Origin of the sequence: Maribacter polysiphoniae, assembly GCF_003148665.1 — a bacterium.
In the GTDB taxonomy this organism is placed as follows: Bacteria; Bacteroidota; Bacteroidia; order Flavobacteriales; family Flavobacteriaceae; genus Maribacter_A; species Maribacter_A polysiphoniae.
The window spans coordinates 320,969-336,997 of sequence record NZ_QGGQ01000003.1; the positions used below are offsets into that span (position 1 = coordinate 320,969).

Here is a 16,029-nt window from a genome sequence, read left to right on the forward strand (position 1 = left end):
CTCATCCAGATAAGTACAACTACACCGCCCAACTCCAATAGGCAGACACCGGTTTCAACGCCCCTTCGGGGCGTATTCTGTGGTTAGGGGAAGGAGAAGCTGATTGTGGTTTAAACCCTTAATATTCAATGTTTTAAAGGTTCTTGGGGGTATCTTGTAACAACAATTAAAAGCAATACCTATGGAAACATTCTTTAAATCTTTGGGCAGGACGGGCATCGGGCAATTCTCCATATCGGTCTCCTTTCACGGTACGAACTGTGCGGTCTCCCTGCTCCCAAAGGCATCGGAGGGCGACAACGCCCTGAAAGCGATAAGGCCCTTCACGCTCAAGGGCAGTATCGAGGAAATCGATACCGTCTTTTTGGATCGGTTGGGGAAACCCATGCAGGAAACAAAAGTCCTGTTCGACAATGCCAACGGCTATCTCAGCAACCTGAAAAAGGCCGAAGAAAAGACCAAAATGGCGAACGACCGCAAGGAGAAAAAGAAAAAGGCCCTGTCCGACCTAAAGGAACTGGTCAAGGGCAAGAAATTTAACCCTATGGTCGAACACGAGAAGGCCGTGGATCTGGCCAACAAAGTACTGGAACTCGATGAAAACGACGCTTTGGCAAAAAAAACCATCGAGGATATGAAAGCCTATCAACAACCCACCTTTTTTTAACCCACAAGCATTATGGAAGTATTAGGATTGGAACGAAAATTTATGCTAAAGAACGTTTCGGGTGAATCCGTCTTGGACGACATCGACCCGAACTGGACACCGGATCAAATCAAAGACCACTATGCCTCGGTGTATCCCGAACTGACCAACGCCAAGATCGTGGACAATGGCATTGTCGAGGGTCGTCATGAAATTATGTTCAAGACCATAGCGGGAACCAAAGGATAGCGATGAATGAAAAAGAAGCACATACCATCAAAAGAGGAACTGTCACACTTCCACAAGGCCTTGTTCGGCATTCTGGATTCGCGGACGAAGCCGTCATCGGGAACACGAAGACCCAAACACATCCAACAAGGGGATTGTTTTTTTCTGACCTGACCATACCGATCTTGCCCCGATTCGAGGTATTCGCCGATGGGGACGAAAATCGATGGGACACGCTAGGCACACTAACGAAAAATGCGTTGGACACGCTTTCGGGCAAAGAAATCGCATTGATGAACGGTAGCCCTGAAATGCGGTTCTTCGAACAATTGCAACGATTGCACAGGGAAATTCCGGATGCTATGGTAAAGGAGGTATGTACACAAGAGGGAAATAATGGCATCCTTGTCATGAAACCCGTTTTTGAGGCGCACCATATTTGGGCGATTCCAATGGCCCCGATATTTTCGCTGCGAATCCGCAGTCCAAAATTGTTCGCTAGCCTGCTGTCCTTTGTGCATTCATTGCCCTTTGACAATGTATTCAAACGGATGGGCTACCTCTTGGAATGTTTGCTCGAATGGTCATTCGAGGTCTCGGAATCCGAATCCGACCCCAAGACAGACTGCTGTGCCGAGGAGCCATGCGTTCTGTGCTTTATCGAGGCACATGCTTCCGATTATGCAGAGTACGAGGATTTCGATTGGCTGGCCTGTATGCGTGGCTACCGTCCAAAGAACACCTTGTTCAAAATGATGCGGGATTTGCTGTTGGAAGCCCCTGCCATTGAATTCAATGCCTTTGCCAACCTTTGTTTCTTGGAAGACGATATGGATATGGAAGTTGACGACCTGATCGTCTTTTTGGATAGTGAGGATTCCCAACTGGAAAACGGCTATATCAACTTTGTAAACGAGATTGCGCAGTATGGCTACTCCCATGCCATCTACGATACCTCCCTTACCATTGGTAAAGAGACCAAGGCCTTTTTTATGCGGGAGGAAGGGCAGGTAAATGCCGTTTTCAATTTTATGGACCGTTTGAACGAACTCTTAAAAAAACTCTGATGGAAGAAAACACCCTACACGACCCGAAATTTCATTTTGAACCCAAAATAGCCATCATAGGCTATGAGGCCATAAACGGGTATTACGGACGAGACGAATGTTACTTTTCAAGGCATACCGTTCGAAACGGGAAATTGGGGGCAGGGTCTCCGCTTACCATGGATATGGTAAGGGACATGCTCAAATTGGTCGATGTGGACCAAAGTGAGTTTTCCTTTAAGGGTCGGTTGCCCAAACAATTGCTCTATTTTAGGGACAAGGGGACATTGCAATTGGTCTGGTATTGTGACCGACCCGTGGAAAGGCTACTTTTTAAAGAGCAATTGGACATACCTACGGGAACATACCCCATACCCAAATTGGTATTTTCCCTTTCGGGGGAATCGCTGTCCGTTTTCGCGATAACACGAAAAAAGCCGATCCATGACGATACGGAACTCTACCATGCCCCTTTTATGAATGTATACGCCTCTGGAAAGGTGTGCATGGGCGATGCGACATTGCACTATCGCCATTTGGACTTTTATGAGGACATCATGGCCTTTGTGGAAAAGCAATTTTTCCTGTCCGTGTTTACCCATACGAACCACGACCATCTGCTGAACGGAAACTACACTGAGTTGATGCTCCAGATGCACGAGACAATGCATTTCGAGGAAGCCCTTTTACTCCCGAACCACCAACTTTTACAGCATGTCTATGAAAACTGATTACCACTACGCCCCGAATTATTTTTTCGCTCCCACCCATCCCATAACCATTGCGTTGGTCGGGGCAGGGGGCAATGGTTCCCTCGTGTTGGCACGTTTGGCAAGGCTCGACCATGCCTTGGTGCAGTTGGGGCATCCAGGCATCTATGTGACCGTTTTCGACGGGGATATGGTACAGCCTTCGAACGTGGGCCGACAATTGTACGCCCCACAGGATGTTGGGGGCAACAAGGCCATTTGTGCCGTAACCAAGGTCAACCATACCTTCGGACTGCAATGGGATGCCGTTCCCGAACGGATAGGTGCGGACGATAAAAGATTGCACGCCAATTTGATCATTAGCTGTGTGGACGGTGCCGATTTTAGGTTGGAACTGGCAAAGGTGTTGGAACACCCACACTCAAGTTCCTATCCCTATGAGAACCAACATTATTGGTTGGATTTGGGCAACGGGAAATACTTTGGTCAGTATGTCCTCGGAAATCTGCAACACAATGATCGGCCTTCGAATAGGGAGGTGCAAAACCAAAAGTTAGATCATATAGTTGATTTGTTCCCCGACCTATCAAAAATGGAGGATGAGGTGGAACAGGGTAAAGGGTGTAGCTATGCGGACAAGTTGCAGGAACAATCGCTGTTCATCAATGATGCCCTGTCGTCAATGGCCGTCCATTGCCTCTACGAACTTTTAGTGAACAAAAAAATCAAATATCACGGGGCATTCGTAAACCTTGAAACAGGCAGGACGAATCCGCTCCCCATAAAATCCAATGTGCATGCTATCGCTTGAAATTCTATACGAAAAGCTTCCCTTTTTGGGATTCATCATTTTTATGTGGATCATTCTACAGGGAATGCTCAGGCTCAAACGTTTTTTGGGAATACCGTTACTGCTATTTCTTTTCATCATGGTCGGCATTCCATTTATCAAGGACTTGATATGGCTTTTCGGGGCAATGGAACTATCGGTCTGGGGATATTATATCGCTAAAAGATGGCCGAGGTCGTACTCCTGACCATATCATTGGACTGATCGATCTTATTTGTCCGTCTTTTTCTCTCCCTCCCCATGGTTTCTGCGGGAGTTGAAAACCCTCCACCTTCAAGCCTGACCAAGCGAGCACGCTGCGCTGGCTCGCATTCGGTCGTCTTTCCGGCTACTGATTTTCAAACCCCTCGAAACGGGACGCAAACGTATGGAAGCCCCTATCGGGGTCCCATACCTTTGCGGAACGTGTTTTGTAGTTCCATAGTGTACGAGAACTTTGTTCGGTGTGTGTACCGTTGATTCCCGTATTTAAGATATTTTACCGTTTTTTACGCAAACAAATTTGAAGGCAACTATTGTAGGAATAGATTAATAGCCAAAGGTATTCTGTAACAAAAATTTACTAAATTTGTTACAGATAAGATGAATGTGTTATGCAGAGTGTTGAGTCCAAAATAAAAAAATCCATTTCCAAAAAGGAGCGGGGAGAATTAGTGTTCCCCGATGATTTTCGGGGATTGGGTTCCCCTGAAGCCATACGGCTAGCTCTCCACAGGATTGAAAAAGAAGGTTATATAAAAAGAGTGGCCCAAGGAATCTATATACGCCCCAAGACAAGTAAATATGCGGGAGAGGTATTGCCAACGGCAGAGGAAATTGCTAGGGCAATAGCCAAAAGGGACAAGATCAGGTTGGTGCCTACCGGAGTGTATGCCTTAAGTGCATTGGGGCTTAGCACACAGGTACCCATGAAACTTGTCTTTCTTACCGATGGAGCTCCCCGGGAAATAAAATTGGGGAAGCGAAGCATAAAACTAAAGAAGACCACCCCCAAGAATTTATCGGCCAAGGGCGAGATAAGCAGACTGGTCATACAGGCCCTTCGCGAGATCGGAAAGGAACAATTAACGGACGAGGAAGAAGCAAAGATTATTGCCCTATTGAAAAAAGAAGACCAAAAAGACCTGCTTCACGATATAGCATTGGCTCCGGCATGGATACGGAAAATTATGGAAAAGAGCTTGGACAATGGATAAAATGACATTCTACGATATACCCAAAGAAGATCGGCTTGCCATCTTTAAAAATGTAGAAAACAAAACGGGTATCCCCGATTTTGCTGCTGAAAAGGACTGGTGGGTCGTCCGTACATTGGGAATAATATTTGAAATGGGGATAGCGGAACATTTGGTATTTAAAGGCGGGACGTCGCTAAGCAAGGCTTGGAAACTGATAGATCGATTTAGCGAAGATATCGACCTTGCCGCTGACCGTGGATTTTTTGGATATTCTGGGGAACTATCAAAAAAAGAATTGACCAAGCTCCGAAAAGAAACCAGCTCCTATATTTCAGGGAAATTTTATCCAGAGTTGCAGCAGCGATTCAAGAGCAATGGATTTAAGGATGTGGGTTTCAATATCATTCAGGCCGAATCAAGTGACCAAGACCCCCGTATCATAGAAATCTACTATCCCTATCTTACCAAATCCCCCGGATACATCCAACCAAGAGTACAGGTCGAGATTGGCTGTCGCTCCTTAAGGGAACCTTTTCGATTAAAACCGATAAACTCCTTTGTTGACGAAGAATATCCCGATGCCGAATTTGTCGAGTCTCCAGTAAATGTCCCATCCGTAACCCCTGAAAGGACTTTTTTGGAAAAACTTTTCCTATTGCATGAGGAATTCCAACGTCCCAAGGAAAAGATAAGGGTAGATAGGTTAAGCCGTCATTTGTACGATATTTTCCAATTATCGAAAACGGAATTTGCGGTCAATGCCATCCACGACAAAGGTTTATATGAAACCATTGTAAATCATAGATATGTATTCACAAAACTTGGTGGGGTCGATTATAATCTGCATCGACCTCAGGATATACGGCCCATCCCACCCCCTGAGTATGAGGACGATTGGAAGGCAGATTATAAAACCATGCAAGAGCAAATGATTTATGGGGATTCCCCAGCCTATGAAAATTTGGTCAAAGGAATCCAAGGATTTTTAGAAAAGATGAACGCTTTGAATTGGAGAATGGGAGTGGAATTTCCCTTGCCTAAAAGTTGAGAACAATCTATATTGATTAAATTTATACCATGTCGGAAACCCTATATAAAGTACTGGATTTCAGTCGGCCGATAGACCGACAGTCTTTCGTTGAGGTCATCAGTGAACTGGATGGTCTTTCCCCTTCCCACAAAAAGACCACGCTTTCGGACGAGCAACTGAAAACCCTCATCACGGCCATCTTTACGTATGGGCTTCATTATGACGAGGTATCCGAAGGGCAACGGGAACTGCTGTTAAAGGCAATTCTGGAAGGCAAACAACCACTGTTCGACCTATCCCAAACCTTTGTAAGACATCTGATGAACAATCTGGATAGTCCTGCGATGTTACAGTTGGAAGCACTCCAAAATATCGAATGTGATTTGAAACGGCCATTGTCCAATGAACCGCTAGCGGATTTTGTAGAAATGGAACTATTGGACCAAGCTACGTCATACCGAAAATGGGAATATGGCCGATTCTCCATAGCTTATTTAACAGCGCGTTTTTCGACGCAGGCCCAATGGAAAAAAGTGGAGAAAACCGTGAAAGAAAAGAAACCACGCCCCGAAGCTTATCTCAAAAATTTTGATAAGGAACTGGAAAATGCACGCTATAGTCTCGATGCCCACGAACAAGTACTGCTACATCTTGTCGTAAAGGCAAAGCTCTGGCCTGGGAAGACTACAATGGCCGATTATTTGTTGGCGGGTTCTATAGTGCAACAACACCTGCTCGGCCTCTCCCTTCGGTCCGAAAAACTTGCCAAGGTCTTGGTAAATGCTATAGAGCGAACTCCAAACATAAACAAACGCAGGGGCGGACCTAAATTATGATTCCGTCGGAAAAACTGCTCAGCTATCTGGAAGATTTGGCCAAGAAGGAACATCCCGAGGTCAACGGCAAGGAATATTCCCGGTCACAGGTTTTATTGGCCGAGCGTTTGGTACGTGATGTACAAAATGCAATCGGCATCGCTTCTCAAAAACCGAAACTTTCGCGTAGACGGGCCTTTATCGTCATCTTGGAAGAGCTTTATTACAATGTACCCAAATACCCCGAAGAGCTTACCCTTCAGGGTATCCACCGAAGGGCTTCCCAACGGTTCGAGTATATGAACAGGGACATAAAATCCTTTACCACACCCATGGAGGTGCATCCCAAAGACCCCTGTACTTTTTATGAGGACAACGCCCATGGCAAAGCTCGCTATAGATCTGCATTAAAGCATCTCGTATTGGAATCCCATAGATATTTTGAGGTTCCTGAAGCCGAGGCTTCTCTCAAAACCCTTTTCGAGGACGTAAAACTTTGTTGAATCCATTTACCGTACAACACTCGGTGTACGACAAAGTCCTTACTGAATTGCGATATGTTTTAGGTTTGGCCTAAGTTAATCGGAGGTCACGTAGCAAGCCATGTTTTTGCAAGCAAAAACCGCTCACTTCGTTCGCGAGGCTTGTCGGGGATCCTCCCCAAACCCCTGGATTATGGCACGGCCAAAAAAGGATATTGAATCATTGAAAGCGATACGGGTCAATGTACGCATGACGGTCAATGAATACCTTATAGTTTCTAGAAATGCGGCCACGTTGGGCATGGGCATACCGGACTACATCCGTAAAAAGGTAACGGGCAGACCGCTACCAAGAACCAAGGTGACACCGGAGGACAGACGATTGTTCGTCGAGTTGAGCCGGATCGGCAACAACATCAACCAACTGACCAAAAACGCACATTTGCGTATGCATTCCCCTAAAGACTTGTATCGTCGCTTGGGAGAGTTGCGGCACCTCTTGCATGAATTAAAGTCGAATATCACCAACAAATGATTGCAAAACAGATAAAGGGCAAGGATTTTTATGGACTGTTGGCCTACAACCAACAAAAGGTGGAACTGGGCCAGGCCACTGTGCTGGATGCGAATATAGAATTGGGCAGCCCGGTCGATATGACCAAGGAGTTCAATTTAATTCGGCAGTTACGCCCGAGACTTGGCAAAGCGGTCTATCATGTGTCCCTGAACCTGCCGCCGGGCGATAAGATGCGTGATAGTGAATTCGTTTCGATAGGATTGGATTATCTCAAGGGAATGGGGTTCGATGACAACCAATATATCATGTACCGCCATGACGACCAAAGCCATCAACACATCCATATCGTTGCCAATAGGGTAAAACTATCTGGAGCGCTGGTCAGCGATAGTAGGGACTACGAGCGCAGCGAACGCTTGGTACGCAAGCTGGAAAAGAAATTTGGTCTTTCAGAGCTACCGGACGCAAGCTTGGAAAGAGAGGCGGCACTAACTCAAAAAGAGATAGAAAAATCGCTCCGGACAGGCAAAGCACCGATTAAAAGCCTGCTTCAACATCATTTGAGGGAAGCGTTAAAACGTTCAGCTACTACAGAGGAATTCCTCTATGAATTGCTGTCAAGAAATATCCGGCCAAAATTCAATATCAGCAAGACCACGGGAAGGGTTTCCGGTATCTCCTTCAAATATGAAGAAGTGATTTATAAGGGCAGCAGCCTAGGCCGAAAATATTCATGGAACAACATCATAAAAAAGATCGATTATGAACAAATCAGAGACCGTGCAGTTATTCTCGAAAATAATCATCCAGAACAAGGAAATAAAGGAGTTGTTGCTCCGGATACAGGCCAATCAAGTAACACTATCGGAAAGGCAAAAGATGCTGAGGGAGGGACAGTCCAAATTGGTGGAAAACCAAAATACGATTTGGGAGGCACTCAAAAGGATGGCCTAGATGACGAACCTTTCACTCCGTTCAAAATGGAACTGGAAGATTTCGACCGCAGGAAGCGAAAGAAGAAAAGAAGGAGAACAGGGAAATAAAATAGGGTAGGGTATTATTGGAATTTAATGGGCAACCAGGTAAACATACAGCCACTTAATTTGACCGGAAAGGCATTTTGCGAAAAGCTTGGTGTATCCTATAATGGCCAAATAATGCAAGCTTTACGGGAACTGGGTCTAGTTAGCTTTTTTAAGGTTGGTAAAAAATATCTGTATGCTTATGAGGACATTGATTCGGTCAATCAAAAACTTCGCAGAGGGGAGATTTCGATTAAGGTTGACAATGGTTATTATATTACTTTGAACGAATAGAAGGAAAGGTAGAAAATGGCTTCACAAGATAACATTTTAAAAAAATTTACCTAGCTAAGATTTTGGGCTATATCTAAAAATGATTCGATAATATAATCAGTCTCTTTACAATAAGTGGATTTTGTAAAGAGTCAAATTTTTTTAATGTTACTTAATTGACTTTAAGGACAATTCAAGAATCATGATGAAAAGGCTTAATGTAAAGAGTTTGCAATCTTATCAATTATTATAGGTCATATTTCCTGCCTTTTATTAGGTATGTAAGTTTGAAAATCTAGATTTACATAGCATTTTTCTTCAATTACAAGTCCCCCTATTTAAAGTGCATTACTAGATTCTTAAAATTATCACTAACCCTTCAAATTATTCGGATTTTTTTTATCAGTATAATTAATATTGAAGCTTATATGAGCAGATTAGACTTAGGGGCTAAGCAAGAAAAAGTTCATAAAAATATTAATATGCGGGTGCGGAATTGGTAGACATGGTAGACTTAGGATTTATCCAAATAAAAGTTCTTAAAATATTGAAAAAGCGGGCGTGGTGGAATTGGTAGACACGCCAGACTTAGGATCTAGTGCTTCACGGCGTGGGAGTTCGAGTCTCCCCGCCCGCACTTAAAGCCGAAGATTTCTCTTCGGCTTTTTTATTTCAAAAGCTCACAGAAAATAGGCATGGGTATAACATAGGTACAACATTTCTGCATTCCTCATCTTATAACACGATTTAGTCTTAATTGATTTCAAATGCGAGCATTTTTAAGTTTTACAGCTTTGCTTAAATCTTTTAGCAAATATTTAGAAATAGATAATCCCAAAATTCATTTGCGTTTTTTGAAAGTGTGAAAATTTGTTAAAATTTTGATTGAAATTTATTACTTTTAAAAAATCAAATTTAAGTTTTCCCCCACTTATTTTTTTGATAATCTTAAGTCCACAGTTTTGTGAACCCTATGCCTATGTATAATACAAATGATTTCTATTGATGAAAATTAAATTTTTAAAGGCAAGTAATGGGGATGCTATCTATATCAATCTTTTAGATAAGAATGACCAACCAAGAAATATTCTTGTAGATGGCGGTCGTGAAGCTACTTACTTTGACAGGGTACGAAGAAATGGCCCTTTAAAAAGAGTAATAGATGACATTAAGTATAGGAAAGAAAATATTGATTTGCTCATTCTGTCCCATATAGATAACGACCATATTGAAGGATTTCTGAAATGGTTTGAGCAGGATAAAAAAGCACCTGATTTTATTAAAGAAGTATGGTTCAATTCTGGTGAAGCAATTGCAAGGTATTTGAAAAAACCAAAAAACGATGATTTAGATTTATTCCTTGCTGATGGGTCTAATGTCCTTACTGGTGTAGATGAAGGAATAGAATTTCAAAAGTATCTTGAAAAGCATAATCTTGACCGTGATGGCATCATTAAAGCTGGATTAGAATGGGAAGGTTTCGGTTTAAAAGTCAATATTCTTACACCTACGCATAAACAGTTAGAGAATTTACTTGAACATTATCAGGAAAAAACAGGTGATATAAAATATACCGCAGCAGGAAATGATTGGCACAAAAATCTAAGTGACATAATTTCTGAAGAAAAAAATCCATCTTTCCGATTTAGGCAAGACCGAAGTGAGAAAAACGGCAGTAGTATTACTCTATTAATTTCTTACAGAAATAAGAAGGTTTTACTGCTTGCAGATTCACATCCGAGCGAAGTATGTGCTGCTTTAAAAGATTTTGGCCATTCAAAAGAAAATGCCGTAAAGGTTGAGTTTATGCAAGTATCTCACCACGGCAGTAAAGCTAACAACAATAAAGAGTTGTTTGAGCTGGTAGATACCCAAAATTACATTATCAGTACTAATAGCTCAGGGCACGGCCACCCACATAAAAGTGTCATCGCAAGAATTGTATCTAAGAACCCAAAGGCAACCATCTATTCCAATTATGAGACAGTGGCCAATAATCTTCTCACTGAACAGGATAAAGCGGACTTCCCACAATTACAAGTCAAACTAATTTCAAAGTTTCAAATTTAAAATGAGCATCAATGATTTAAAAAAACATACTGTAAAGGTAGGTTCTGGAAGTGGGTGCGTGTTTCAGCCTATGGATGACGAATACACTTATATATTAACCGCAAAGCACCTTTTTCAAAATAAAAACGAAGAGACTGATGAATTAGAATATTTAAGTGATGGTGCAGAAATACCGTTAACTTTTTTGGATTTTGATGGCAATAAGTGGAATGTTCATTCGGAAACATTCACTATTTGCTTTGAAGAAAATTTCTTTCCTCATCAGAATTCTGATGCGGCAATTTTGAAAATAACATATCGTGCAGGTTTTGATAATATTCATATCAGAAAAAAGTGCCCACAAAACGAATTCTACCTAAGCGGATTTCCAGGAAGACTAAGTCACCAAGATACATTAGGTAATACCGTTGCAACATTTGCAGTTACAAGATTTAAACAATCTGGTGATTTTTTTGATGTTGCTGAGTTAAGTAACCATAATTTAACAAGAGATGAAATCCAAGGCTGTTCAGGTGGTGGTATTATGGCTGTTGATGGCAAATCAAATGTTTTTATAACAGGAATACAAAGTAGGATGGCCACTAATGTTGATTTATCTTTAGGTGAAATCGGATTTGTTCCTATAAGATACTATGAAGATATAGTTGAAATTTATAATGCTGCTGGAAAACTGGTAGAGTTGCTGCCGGTTTTTCTCAAATCATTTGTTTCACTTATTGGCGACACTTTTCAAATGGGCTCAGCACCAATACACAAGGAAGAAGCTGCACTTTCAGACCTTCTCACGGCAAAAGCTGAACTAATTCGACAAAGTGATTTAACACCTTTGGGTCTTAAGAGCTTTATGGGTGACGAACGTCTTTTGGTTAATTGTAAAGACAATGTTGAGCTTCGTCGCAAAAAAGTATGGACTTTTTGGTTAGAGCTGTTGGTGATTTTGAATATCGCTAAAGATAAACTACATAATGCCGAAGACTTAGATGCACTTACCCAAAACATCAGGTTTTTTTATTCCAATACCGATAAGGATTTTTTGGATGAGCATTTACAAGACCTATGGAAAGTTGATTATACTGATTTAGCTGATGGTGGACTTGTGATTTTTGCTTCAAATCAAAAAAGGCAGAGTGCGGTTACCAAGGGTGTACTCGATTTGTGTGATATAGTGCCAAACATATCATCAGCACGCAGAGAATTTGCGAAAGTACAAAACGAAGCTTTTGCTTCTGACGCTATAAATATTGCTGAAACACTTGATTTTCCATTTGACCGTTTTAAATATACCAATATAGCAACATTTAAGGAAGATGCAGCACTGGACCTTGATGAAAAATTTGTTGATATGAAACCAGTAGAGTGTTATCCTTTATTAAAAGAATTATATGAAAGACTCTTACCGTGATATAAGGGAAATATTCAAAAATGATTTTTCTGAGACCACAGTTGAAGTTACTACTGTGGAATTAGAGAAGGGTATAACCCATTGTATTTTTCTTAAAATACCCGATGAAAAATTCTTGTTAGAAAACTGGAAAGCTATAACAAATAATATAGCATTGAATTATCAAAATCATCTTGAAACAAGTTTTGAAAAATGGAATATCTATCTGTTCTTTTTAACGTCGCAAGCTATTGAAGATATTGATTTAAAATATACCATAGAGAACAACACCTTTTCCAGCCGAAAAATTGTTGAAGATGCCTCTCTGTCACAAGAAGCTCTAATTAAGAAACACGTCAACAATGAGCTGACCTTAGAAGCTGATGTAATTAGAAGTGAGTCCGTTGATTTCTTATACGACCCCATAATTTACGATGTCTTGAAAGATAAAAGAATTAAGAAAAAGAACATTTTGCCAGAACAATTAAATCTTGCGTATGATGAGTTAATCACTAAATTTAGAGAGGAAGAAGAATGAAATTCAATTCAGTAGAAATATCAGGTTTTAGGATTTATGACCGTCCAGAAGATGCCAACTTTAATTTTGTGACCGAAGATGGTGAAACTGCGGATTTTGTTTCGCTTTTTGCACCCAATGGTTTTGGCAAAACATCGTTTTATGATGCCGTTGAGTGGGCTGTGACAGATTATGTGGGGCGATTCTGGGTCACAAAAAATACCGAGAAATCGCTTAGGACAATGCGACGTCTTACGTCTGGGCAAATATCACTTTTTAAAAACCGGAATTCCACGAATGAGACTTGGGTAAAAATCCTTGACTCAGAGAATAATGTTTACAAAGAAAACCGCCTTAAAGTCGCTAAACAACGTGCAAACGATGCCAGCTCTAATAGTAAGGATGATAAGAATTTTGCAAGAGTAATTCTTTCGCAAGAATGGATTGCAAGATTTTTAAAAGAGGCTGACGGACAGATTCGCTATAAAAAATTTATGGAAAGTAATCCAGGCCTCAGCGAGGTCGATTTGTACTACCAAAATGTCATTGCACTTTCGGGTGCTAATAATAAAAAGATTGATGTTCTTGAAAAAGACATAAAAGAATTTAAGGGCAGGATTACGGAAACCTCTGATAAAGACTTGTTGGCTACCGTTAATAACCAAATAGCTGTTATCAACAATTTTGAGTTCAATGAAAGACTTGATGTAATTGAGATTACGACTACCAAAAAGCAAGTAACAGATTTTCGGGATGCTCTAACGGATAGAATTACAGACGATACCGAGTTTAAAAAATTAAAAAAATTACTGTCGCACATTCGATTGGCACAGAATGGCGATACCGATTTCCTTTCTCGTAAGCAGTACTTTGAAGCTATAGAGAACTTGGCAAATACGGTTAAGCAACAAATTGTAATAAATGAAAATCTGCTGGATTTCAAAAAACTCGAAGCTACCGCTAATGAAATAAAGCAAAAGGAAAAATCAAAGGCTGAAATTTTGACACGGTTAAAAGCACTTGAAGTTATCCAGAATTTGATTCCCGCTTATAACGATACACTTTCAAAAATCACGTCGAAAAATGAGGTCAAAAACCAACATCAGGAAAAATTAAAGAAACTTCAAACCTATATTGAAGAGAGCAATAGGAAGGTCATAGAGGCTGAAAGTGCCAACAAGAGGTTTGAAAGGCAGCGTTTGAAAATCAATGAGCAATTAGCCAAAATCCCTGAACTTAAAAACAACCTTGAGTCGCTTGTAACTTCAATTAAGTCTTTAAAAGAAAAAATTGAGCCTCAGCACAAAAAAGTTTCTAAATCGCAAACTGCATATTCTAAGCTTGAGGAAGAGATTGATGAACTTGAAAAGGTTATCCAAGAATTTGATTTGGGTCAATATTCGGAAACAAGCCTTGGTAAGAATCAAGAACAGATAAAGAACCTGAAACAGCTTGAAACTTTGGAAGCACTAAGGTTGGGGTTTAAGAAAGAGTTAGAGTCAATACAAGAGAACATCGATTCGCAAGAATCACTCAATAAATCCCTTAATGAGTTTATTGCTTCTGGTCTTGCCATTGTGAACCAGCAGGAAACCGACACTTGCCCGCTCTGCGAACAAACCTATGATAATTATCAAGCTCTGGCAGATAGAATATTAAACAACAATGCGCTTTCTACCTCTATAAAAACCTTACTGGATGAGCGCTCAAAAAAACAATCGGAAATAAATGAAAATGTAGGTACAGCAGATAAGCTATACGAAAACATCAAGCAGTTTTACGTAAATAAGTTGGCCGATTTACAAAATCGACTAAAACGTGCTGAAGAAACAAAGGAAAGTGAAGAACGTGTTCTCGATGAGCTAACAAAGCATCTAAATGCAGAAAATGAGAGGCTTCTCGACTTAAAATCAAATTTTCAAGATGAATCCATAGATGCCTACCAGAAAAAGCTTAAAGCAGAAATAGAGGTTGTACAGACTTCCAAAGCATCTGGTGAAGAACAAATCAAAAAAACCAAAGAAGCACATCAAAAATTAGAATCTGAGAAGATTGAACTTTCAGAGAAGATAGAACTATTGAATTCCGAAATCAATGATTTAGCAAATGATAAAGATTATAATGAAGTTGCCCAGTGGTTGGATATCAACGACCAGGGTGAAGAACAAATAATTGATTTTGTTAGTGCCAAGATCCAAAAAACCAAGGATGAATCCAAAGAGTTAGATGAAGCTCTTTCAACTCTAAAAAAAGAGATAAAAACGCTCGATGAAAAACTCAAAAAACTTAACGAAGAACAACTCAAGGAAAATTTAAATGAAGTAGAGAAAAAACTTCAGGATTTGGAATCCCGTGTTGGGGCTTATCAAAACCATCTTGAAGATAATCTTCTAATAAAAACAAGTAGCCTAACGAATGAAACGCTCAATAGTTCCCTAAAAACCCAGGAAACTGAAACAAAAGAAAAGATAAGCCAGCACGAGCAATACGTAATCGAGGTAAATAAACTTAAAGGCTACTCTGAAAACATTCTGCCATATTTACAATCCGAGCAGGCAAAATTAGATTTGGCCAATACACAAAAGGAACTGAAATTTTTGCACGATAATGTGCGCAAATCTCTAAATGCTGAAATTGAGAAAACCAAAAATCATTTGGACCAAAGAATTAAGGACTTCTTTTACGAAGATTTAATCAATGAAATTTACGGGAAGATTGACCCTCACCCAACGTTCAAAAATGTTAAGTTTATCGCAACTTTTAGTGGTGATAGCCCAAGTCTCGATGTTTACGTGAAAGGTGGGACAGAAGAGAATGATGAAAATAGTCTTATCCCGAATTTATATTTCAGTTCAGCCCAGATAAATATTTTGAGTCTTAGCATCTTTCTGGCTTCTGCACTTAATTCAAAAACTTATGACTGTATATTTATCGATGACCCAATTCAATCTATGGATAGCATAAATGTACTTTCTACCATAGACTTATTGAGAAGTATTGTTGTAAATAATAAAAAGCAAATCATTCTCTCTACACACGATGAGAATTTTCACAATCTTTTAAAAATGAAAATTCCTTCTAAACTTTTTAAGTCAAAGTTTTTGGAACTCGAAAGTTTTGGAAAGTTAAAATCAACCCAATTGGGTAATGAACCTCTATACTCAAAGGCCTGAAGCATTGTCGTGATTATAAGTTCACTTGGGAATGACTATAAATGTACTTGTACCTGTTTTTTGTATTTTAAGAGCAGTCTTGTAAAATTAG

The 16,029-nt window shown here is 40.4% G+C and carries 17 protein-coding genes and 1 tRNA gene; all 18 read left to right on the forward strand.

What is annotated here, in order from left to right:
- Positions 1-181 precede the first annotated feature (181 nt).
- The 18 genes from LX92_RS09000 to LX92_RS09085 all read left to right on the forward strand — a co-directional run bounded on the left by LX92_RS09000 (position 182) and on the right by LX92_RS09085 (position 15,938).
- Positions 182-667: a PRTRC system protein E gene (locus tag LX92_RS09000; RefSeq protein ID WP_109649960.1), complete on the forward strand. Its 486-nt coding sequence runs from the start codon at positions 182-184 to the stop codon at positions 665-667.
- Between the two features lie 12 nt (positions 668-679).
- Positions 680-895 carry a PRTRC system protein C gene (locus LX92_RS09005; protein WP_109649961.1) on the forward strand — a complete coding sequence of 72 codons (216 nt, stop codon included), beginning with the start codon at positions 680-682 and terminating at the stop codon, positions 893-895.
- A gap of 2 nt (positions 896-897) precedes the next feature.
- Positions 898-1,941, forward strand: a complete 1,044-nt coding sequence (locus LX92_RS09010; RefSeq protein ID WP_109649962.1) for a hypothetical protein — start codon at positions 898-900, stop codon at positions 1,939-1,941.
- The gene (locus tag LX92_RS09015) at positions 1,941-2,651 is read left to right on the forward strand and encodes a hypothetical protein (protein ID WP_109649963.1); all 711 of its coding nucleotides are present in this window, start codon (positions 1,941-1,943) and stop codon (positions 2,649-2,651) included. The genes LX92_RS09010 and LX92_RS09015 overlap by 1 nt, the downstream gene beginning before the upstream one ends.
- Entirely contained in the window at positions 2,641-3,441 is an 801-nt protein-coding gene (locus LX92_RS09020; protein ID WP_170117816.1) for a PRTRC system ThiF family protein, read from the forward strand. The genes LX92_RS09015 and LX92_RS09020 overlap by 11 nt, the downstream gene beginning before the upstream one ends.
- A complete protein-coding gene (locus tag LX92_RS09025) occupies positions 3,428-3,667 on the forward strand; it encodes a hypothetical protein (protein ID WP_129654155.1) in 240 nt (79 codons plus the stop codon). Before LX92_RS09020 ends, LX92_RS09025 begins: the two co-directional genes overlap by 14 nt.
- A 406-nt stretch (positions 3,668-4,073) precedes the next feature.
- Positions 4,074-4,676, forward strand: coding sequence for a DUF6088 family protein (locus tag LX92_RS09030; RefSeq protein WP_109649966.1), 603 nt, complete (start codon positions 4,074-4,076; stop codon positions 4,674-4,676).
- Positions 4,669-5,706 carry a nucleotidyl transferase AbiEii/AbiGii toxin family protein gene (locus tag LX92_RS09035; protein WP_109649967.1) on the forward strand — a complete coding sequence of 346 codons (1,038 nt, stop codon included), beginning with the start codon at positions 4,669-4,671 and terminating at the stop codon, positions 5,704-5,706. Before LX92_RS09030 ends, LX92_RS09035 begins: the two co-directional genes overlap by 8 nt.
- Before the next feature lie 29 nt (positions 5,707-5,735).
- The gene (locus LX92_RS09040; protein WP_109649968.1) at positions 5,736-6,524 is read left to right on the forward strand and encodes a hypothetical protein; all 789 of its coding nucleotides are present in this window, start codon (positions 5,736-5,738) and stop codon (positions 6,522-6,524) included.
- Positions 6,521-7,006, forward strand: a complete 486-nt coding sequence (locus tag LX92_RS09045; RefSeq protein WP_109649969.1) for a hypothetical protein — start codon at positions 6,521-6,523, stop codon at positions 7,004-7,006. The genes LX92_RS09040 and LX92_RS09045 overlap by 4 nt, the downstream gene beginning before the upstream one ends.
- Before the next feature lie 172 nt (positions 7,007-7,178).
- On the forward strand, positions 7,179-7,520 hold the full coding sequence (locus tag LX92_RS09050) for a plasmid mobilization protein (RefSeq protein WP_165357355.1): 342 nt from the start codon (positions 7,179-7,181) through the stop codon (positions 7,518-7,520).
- Complete coding sequence (locus tag LX92_RS09055) at positions 7,517-8,545, forward strand: relaxase/mobilization nuclease domain-containing protein (protein ID WP_109649971.1); 1,029 nt, start codon at positions 7,517-7,519, stop codon at positions 8,543-8,545. Before LX92_RS09050 ends, LX92_RS09055 begins: the two co-directional genes overlap by 4 nt.
- Positions 8,546-8,572: 27 nt before the next feature.
- Positions 8,573-8,818, forward strand: a complete 246-nt coding sequence (locus LX92_RS09060) for a hypothetical protein (protein ID WP_109649972.1) — start codon at positions 8,573-8,575, stop codon at positions 8,816-8,818.
- A 534-nt stretch (positions 8,819-9,352) separates the two neighbouring features.
- Positions 9,353-9,434: transfer RNA gene (locus LX92_RS09065), tRNA-Leu, on the forward strand.
- Between the two features lie 368 nt (positions 9,435-9,802).
- Positions 9,803-10,867: a ComEC/Rec2 family competence protein gene (locus LX92_RS09070; RefSeq protein ID WP_109649973.1), complete on the forward strand. Its 1,065-nt coding sequence runs from the start codon at positions 9,803-9,805 to the stop codon at positions 10,865-10,867.
- Between the two features lies 1 nt (position 10,868).
- Entirely contained in the window at positions 10,869-12,269 is a 1,401-nt protein-coding gene (locus tag LX92_RS09075) for an ABC-three component system protein (RefSeq protein WP_109649974.1), read from the forward strand.
- Positions 12,250-12,786, forward strand: coding sequence for an ABC-three component system middle component 1 (locus tag LX92_RS09080; protein WP_109649975.1), 537 nt, complete (start codon positions 12,250-12,252; stop codon positions 12,784-12,786). Before LX92_RS09075 ends, LX92_RS09080 begins: the two co-directional genes overlap by 20 nt.
- The gene (locus LX92_RS09085) at positions 12,783-15,938 is read left to right on the forward strand and encodes an AAA family ATPase (protein ID WP_109649976.1); all 3,156 of its coding nucleotides are present in this window, start codon (positions 12,783-12,785) and stop codon (positions 15,936-15,938) included. Before LX92_RS09080 ends, LX92_RS09085 begins: the two co-directional genes overlap by 4 nt.
- Positions 15,939-16,029 lie beyond the last annotated feature (91 nt).